Annotated in this window: 6 protein-coding genes; 4 read left to right on the top strand and 2 right to left on the bottom strand. The window is 49.2% G+C overall.

All coding sequences use genetic code 11. From position 1 onward, the window contains the following. Nucleotides 1–14 precede the first annotated feature (14 nt). Nucleotides 15–1,496 carry an efflux RND transporter periplasmic adaptor subunit gene (locus IQ257_RS28555; protein ID WP_193933434.1) on the bottom strand — a complete coding sequence of 494 codons (1,482 nt, stop codon included), beginning with the start codon at nt 1,494–1,496 and terminating at the stop codon, nt 15–17. Between the two features lie 130 nt (nt 1,497–1,626). Here IQ257_RS28555 and IQ257_RS28550 point away from each other — a divergent pair, with 130 nt between their 5' ends. After that, nucleotides 1,627–1,815, top strand: a complete 189-nt coding sequence (locus IQ257_RS28550) for a hypothetical protein (protein ID WP_193881981.1) — start codon at nt 1,627–1,629, stop codon at nt 1,813–1,815. Nucleotides 1,816–1,892: 77 nt separating this feature from the next. Here the strand turns inward: IQ257_RS28550 and IQ257_RS28545 are convergent, their stop codons facing one another. Further along, nucleotides 1,893–2,159 (bottom strand): hypothetical protein, encoded by a 267-nt coding sequence (locus IQ257_RS28545; protein WP_193881983.1) that lies wholly within the window; start codon nt 2,157–2,159, stop codon nt 1,893–1,895. Nucleotides 2,160–2,490: 331 nt separating this feature from the next. Between IQ257_RS28545 and purC the strand changes: the two genes are divergently transcribed. The 3 genes from purC to IQ257_RS28530 all read left to right on the top strand — a co-directional run. After that, nucleotides 2,491–3,225: a phosphoribosylaminoimidazolesuccinocarboxamide synthase gene (purC, locus tag IQ257_RS28540; protein WP_193881986.1), complete on the top strand. Its 735-nt coding sequence runs from the start codon at nt 2,491–2,493 to the stop codon at nt 3,223–3,225. A 230-nt stretch (nt 3,226–3,455) separates the two neighbouring features. Next, nucleotides 3,456–5,639 (top strand): BamA/TamA family outer membrane protein, encoded by a 2,184-nt coding sequence (locus IQ257_RS28535; RefSeq protein ID WP_193881989.1) that lies wholly within the window; start codon nt 3,456–3,458, stop codon nt 5,637–5,639. Further along, nucleotides 5,640–6,051 (top strand): UDP-3-O-acyl-N-acetylglucosamine deacetylase (locus IQ257_RS28530; protein ID WP_193933432.1); only part of this gene is annotated, 412 nt, incomplete at its 3' end.

Below are 6,051 nucleotides of genomic sequence, written 5' to 3'. Positions count from 1 at the left end.
CCCCTGCACCCCCGCTAGTTTACGACTTCAACTTTGTCGCCTTCTTTGAGGTAGGCAGCGCCTTTGACGATGACGCGATCGCCTGGGGATAAACCGCTTTTGATTTCCACGCGATCATTGGATAGCATTTCTCCCATTTCTATGGGTTGGGCTTTGACTGTGTTATCCGGTTGCAAAACGTAAACGCTTGGATTGCCTTCTGATTGAGGAAGTACTGCTTTAGCGGGTATGGTTAAACCTTCGGCGGCTGAGGTGGTGATAGATGCCCGTAAAAACATTCCGGGTTTCAATGATGCTGTTGCGGGTAAATCGATCTTGACTTTTGCCTGACGAGACTTCTCATCAACGATCGGGTCAATTTCTCGCACTTTCCCAGATAGGCGCAGGTTGCTGTCGGCGTCAGAGGTGATTTGCACGTTCTGTCCGGGGGTAATTTGCGGCAGTTGGGTTTCGGGTACGTTGGCGATGAGTTCTAAACGTCCGTTTTCGATAATTTTGAATAGTTCTTGGGATGAGGAACTGACATTACCGACACGGGCATTACGTTCTGCTACTTTGCCGCTCACTGGAGCCAATACCCGCGTATCTTTTAATTGCGCTGTCAGCGACTGCACTTGGGCTTTCGCTTGTGCGAGTTGGGCTTCGGCTTGAGTAATAACCTCTTGGCGAGGCCCTGCTTCTAGTTCTGCAAGTTGTTGTTGGGCTTCGCGCAGGCGGGCTTGGGCTTGTTCGAGTTGAGAGCGGTTGCTGCGTTCTTGGTTGATGATTTCGTCGAGGTAATCGCGGGCAATTGCTCCTTCTGCTTGTAGCGTTCGGTTGCGTTCCACCCGTTTTCTTGCCAGTTCTAAGTCGGATTCGGCTTCTTGAACTGCAGCTTTGGCGCTTCTAACACTTTCTTGAGCACGAGCAATTTCCTCTTGCCGCGAACCCGCCCGCAGTTCTGCCAGACGCGCTTCGGCTTGAGCAACGGATGCTTGGGCTTGATTAAACTCTGCCTGGAGAACAGCATCATCTAGGCGCACCATGAGCTGTCCTGCTTTCACCGATTGCCCTTCCTTAACTAGCACTTGCTGAACCTGCAAACCCGTTGCCTGGGGCATGACTGGAATCATCTCAAACGCTTCAACGCTGCCCGTAGCTTCCAGAGTGCGGTTAACGCCTTGAGTTTCTACTGCTGCAACGGTAACGCTTTGACTAGGGGCAGGGGATGAGGGAGTTGGGGGTTCAGTTTGAGGAGCCTCTGCCTGTTGAGAAGACAGGAAGCGAGTGCTGCCCAGTGCCAGCAGGATACCGATGCCGATGCCGAGGAACAGCCCCCGTCCTCCAGAGAGCCAATTCGGTTGGGGTTTATCGGTTTCGGGTATTGGAGATAAGGTTGCATCTTGCTCAATTGGAGCAGGCGGAGATAAGGCTGCATCCTTCTCAATTGGAGCAGGCTCGGCAATGCTGGCTCCATTTAACTGAGATTTGTCTCGATCTGGGGCTGTTTGAGTCACGGTTGTTTCTCTATTGCTGGTCGAGCTGGGGCGTCTTTGTAAAGAATGGTTACTTTTCTTATTATTACTTATAAATCACCGATCGACTTCTAAGGAGCGTCTGGCTTGACTGGGTTTCTAAAAGACTGCGATGGTAGAACGCACATCCACATCTGAAGCGATCGCTGCGTGGGGTAGCAATTCAACAAATATTTGCACTGTTTCTCTTCTCAGAGTACAGCAGGTCGGAGAAGTCAGACTTCACCCGTTTGACTCATCCGATTGGGTGATTATTCTCAATTATTTGATAGTTGAAAACTGCCAAAGCTTTACAATTTAGTTTAAAAATAACTAACGAAAATTGCTAATACAGCTTGCTGTATTCTATACAACTGAGAACCACTATTTTTTTAACCTCTAGTCTCTTTCTTCATCCCCACCCTTACGCCAAAAGGAATTTTGTCCGACTCCCAATTCTTCTTTGCTCCGTCTTAAGTTTTTCCAGAGAACTTTGATTTGGGTGTATGCCTCTTCTGTATCAACTTTACCCGCCGTTTCTAAATTGCAAATATAGCTTACTCGTTGAGCAAATTCCTGTAAATTTGCATTAAAAACTACGTTTTCTGGCTTAACTTCACCGTGATAACGACTGCGAGGATATAAAAAATCGCTTCGATCGGTCATAGTTATCTCCTTGTCTTATAAAATCTTTTAACTAACTACCAACCTGATACCTTTTATAGCTATCTCTATGTTCACTTAAGTAAAGCTACTTAGCCATCCGTGGTTTTACGGAATCCTTTTGGTGCCAGCCTTGATGGGTATGAAGCGATCGCGTTTTACCCACCTAACTTCTCTGTGAAACACTGGCGTGGGCAAAGTAATGGTATACCTAGCAGCATAGCTCAATGTTCGTCTAATGTGAATCGTTCCTTCGGGTGATATGATACGTGCCTGCTTAAATCAGTTACCAGCGATGAGTTATTGATAGAGTTTTACGGAGGAAATCCTGCTCATGTCTGTTCAGCAAAAACTCTACGAAGGCAAAGCCAAGATTCTTTATACGACCGAAGACCCAGAAATTCTGCTAACCCACTTCAAAGACGATGCCACTGCCTTCAATGCCCAAAAGCGCGGTCAGATTACTGGCAAAGGGGAAATGAACTGTGCTATCTCCTGCCAATTGCTCCAACTCCTCGAAGCCCAAGGGATTCCCACTCACTTCGTAGACCGACCCACACCGAACCAAATGCGGGTTAAACGTGTGGAAATCTTGCCTTTGGAGGTCGTCGTCAGGAACATTGCGGCTGGTAGCCTCTGTCAACAAACTGGGTTGCCCATCGGTAAAGTGCTGCCGAACCCACTGGTGGAATTCTATTTCAAGAACGACGAGTTGGGAGACCCCTTATTAACTCGCGATCGCTTGTTACTTCTAGAACTGGCAACCCCGGAACAGCTCGACCATCTCCAGCAGCAAGCGTTGCGAATCAACCAGGTACTCACAGCTTTTTTCGAGGGCTGTGGTATTACTCTAGTGGACTTCAAACTGGAGTTTGGCATCAGTTCCAATCAACAGTTACTTTTAGCGGATGAAATTAGCCCCGATACTTGCCGTCTATGGAATCAAGCCGAGACAGACCCTGACCGCCGAGTCATGGACAAAGACCGCTTCCGTCGCGATTTGGGGAATGTAGAAGATGCCTACCAGCAAGTTCTAGAGCGAGTATTAGCAGCATCATCCCCAAGCTAAAAACAGTTAAGCGAGTTTGTTGAAATCCTGGTATTTTGTCCTTTATCTATGACCAATGACTGAGCTGTAGAGTTATGCAGATGGCTAACTATCTGTCGGTCAGTCCAGCTCTTCAATGAGCCAATTGTGAAAAGCAGCAGCAGACATTGGACAATAGACAACGGACAAAAAGCGGATCATTTCCCTTGCAATCAATGTGGTGTGTGGACGTGTCAAAAGACCTGAGGACAATGCGCTTATCTCCCCTTTTATCGGCAGTTTTTGCCGCAACTGCTAGTATCGGTTTATCTAGCCCGACTTGCGGACAAACGGTTAACTCAACTCCTCTCAATCCAGAGCCAACTGAAACAGCAAATGAGGCTGAGGCAATGTCGGAGGCGGATTCAGCCTCTTCCTCTGAACCGATTTACGTCAACCAAGATGCTGTTCCTGTTGAAGTTGGCTCGGCTCGGTTAAACGAGGTTCAACCCGCAACAACAACGGCTGCTGGAGCCAAGACGATTGTGGTGCCAACCGTGCCAAATATCGAATCTCCAACGGCTCAAGCTCCGACACCGCAGCCTAACGAGCCCGAACCCCGCGTACTTGTATCGGAAATTGCCATCGATTTCCAAGACTACACGGGTCCACAAAATCAACTGGAAGACATAATTTTCCGAGCCATTGAAACCCGACCAGGACTGGCAACCACCCGCTCTCAATTACAGCAGGATGTGAATGAGGTTTTTGCCACAGGTTTCTTCAGAAGTGTGGATGTAATACCTGAAGACACCCCGTTAGGTGTTCGGATTACCTTTGTTGTAGAACCTAACCCCGTACTGCGTCAGGTTAACGTCTCCACCGTACCTCCAGGAGCTGAAGAACGGGTGCTGCCTCAAGAAGTGGTTGATGAGATTTTCAACGACCAGTATGGCGAAATTCTCAACCTGCGCGACTTGCAAGCAGGCATTCAAAAGTTAAACGAATGGTATCAAGAGCAGGGCTACGCCTTGGCTCAAGTCATTGACGCTTCAGAAGTAACTGATGATGGTGTTGTGACTTTGGCAATCGCAGAAGGGGTGATTGAAGACATTGCCGTGCGTTTTCTTGATGAAGATGGAGACCCCATTCTCAACGAACAGGGAGAACCCATTCAACTGCTGACCGAGCAGGATGAAGCGATGGGTGGTCGCACCCGTCCTTTTATCATTACGCGGGAGATGCAGTTAAACCCCGGTGATGTCTTCAATCGTCAGACTGCGGAACGGGATTTGCGGCGCGTTTTTGGTCTGGGGATTTTTGACGATGTACGGCTATCCTTTGCCCCCGGTACTGACCCACGCCGAGTCGTTGTGGTTGTGGATGTCATTGAGAAAAATACGGGTTCCCTTGCTGCTGGTGCCGGGATTAGTTCGGCTAGCGGACTGTTTGGTACAGTCAGCTATCAGCAGCAAAATTTAGGGGGTAACAATCAGACCTTAGGGGCAGAATTTCAGTTGGGCGAACGAGCCTTACTGTTTGATCTTCGCTTTACAGACCCCTGGATTGCCGGCGACCCCTATCGCACTTCTTACACGCTAAATGCCTTCCGGCGGCGGTCTATTTCCCTAATTTTTGATGGCGGTGATCCAGAGGTGGAACTGCCCAACGGCGATCGCCCGCGTGTGGTGCGTACAGGGGGGGGCATTAACTTTACCCGTCCTTTATCCAGAGATGTCTTTACTCGCTCAGAATGGACAGCATCAGCAGGATTAGAATATCAACGGGTTTCTATCCGTGATTCCGATGGCGAACTCAGTCCAGATGATGAACTGGGCAATGACTTAAGCTTCAGTGGCGATGGCAAAGATGATCTATTTACTTTGCAATTTGGTGCTGTGCGCGATCGCCGGAACAGTCCCCTACGACCTACATCTGGTTCTCTACTGCGATTGGGACTCGAACAAACGGTGCCGATTGGCAAAGGTAGCATCCTACTGAGTCGCCTGCGGGGAAGCTACAGTTACTACATTCCTGTAGACTTCACCGACTTCACCGCAGGTGCCGAAGCTCTGGCATTCAACGTTCAAGCTGGTACAGCGATTGGAGACTTACCACCTTACGAAGCCTTTTCCCTCGGTGGCAGTAACTCAGTGCGGGGTTATGAAGAGGGAGACGTAGGGGCTGGACGTAGTTTTATCCAGGCAACGGCTGAATACCGTTTCCCTATTTTTTCCTTCATTGGCGGTGCTCTATTTGTGGACTTTGCCAGCGACTTGGGTACGGGTGACGACGTACCCGGTGAACCTGCGGTAGTGCGCGATAAACCCGGCACAGGTTTCGGTTACGGAATTGGAGTTCGGGTACAGTCCCCCCTCGGTCCCATCCGCGTGGATTACGGTTTTAATGACGAAGGTGACAGCCGCCTCCATTTTGGAATTGGTGAGCGATTCTAAATGACAAACTATACCTTGAGATCTCCGTTTGAACGTTCTGGTATCGGATTACACAGCGGCATCTTGACAACTGTGAAGGTAATGCCAGCTTCTCGCGGCGAGGGACGCTATTTTGTCCGGGTTGATCTACCAGGAGCACCTGTTATTCCAGCACGAGTGGAGGCGGTAGGGGGAACAACACTTTCTACAGAATTGGGGAATGGGGATAAGGAAACTAAAGAAAATTCTTCTAATCCTCAATCCCCAGAAGCGACAGTGCGAACGGTAGAACACTTGTTGGCTGCACTGGCAGGTAGTGGCATTGATGATGCTCGAATTGAAATTGACGGCTCAGAAGTCCCACTTTTAGATGGTTCGGCACTGGGTTGGGTTGAGGCAATTGGTGAAGTGGGTGTCGTTGCTGGGGCAGAGG

It is taken from the genome of Coleofasciculus sp. LEGE 07092, assembly GCF_015207375.1.
Taxonomy (GTDB): domain Bacteria; phylum Cyanobacteriota; class Cyanobacteriia; order Cyanobacteriales; family Coleofasciculaceae; genus LEGE-07092.
This window is presented reverse-complemented; position numbering and strand designations above follow the sequence as displayed.

Coding starts and splice junctions, on each gene's coding strand:
- IQ257_RS28550 (WP_193881981.1), top strand. CDS start 1,627: ATGGTAGAACGCACATCCACATCTGAAGCGATCGCTGCGTGGGGTAGC.
- IQ257_RS28545 (WP_193881983.1), bottom strand. CDS start 2,159: ATGACCGATCGAAGCGATTTTTTATATCCTCGCAGTCGTTATCACGGT.
- purC (WP_193881986.1), top strand. CDS start 2,491: ATGTCTGTTCAGCAAAAACTCTACGAAGGCAAAGCCAAGATTCTTTAT.
- IQ257_RS28535 (WP_193881989.1), top strand. CDS start 3,456: ATGCGCTTATCTCCCCTTTTATCGGCAGTTTTTGCCGCAACTGCTAGT.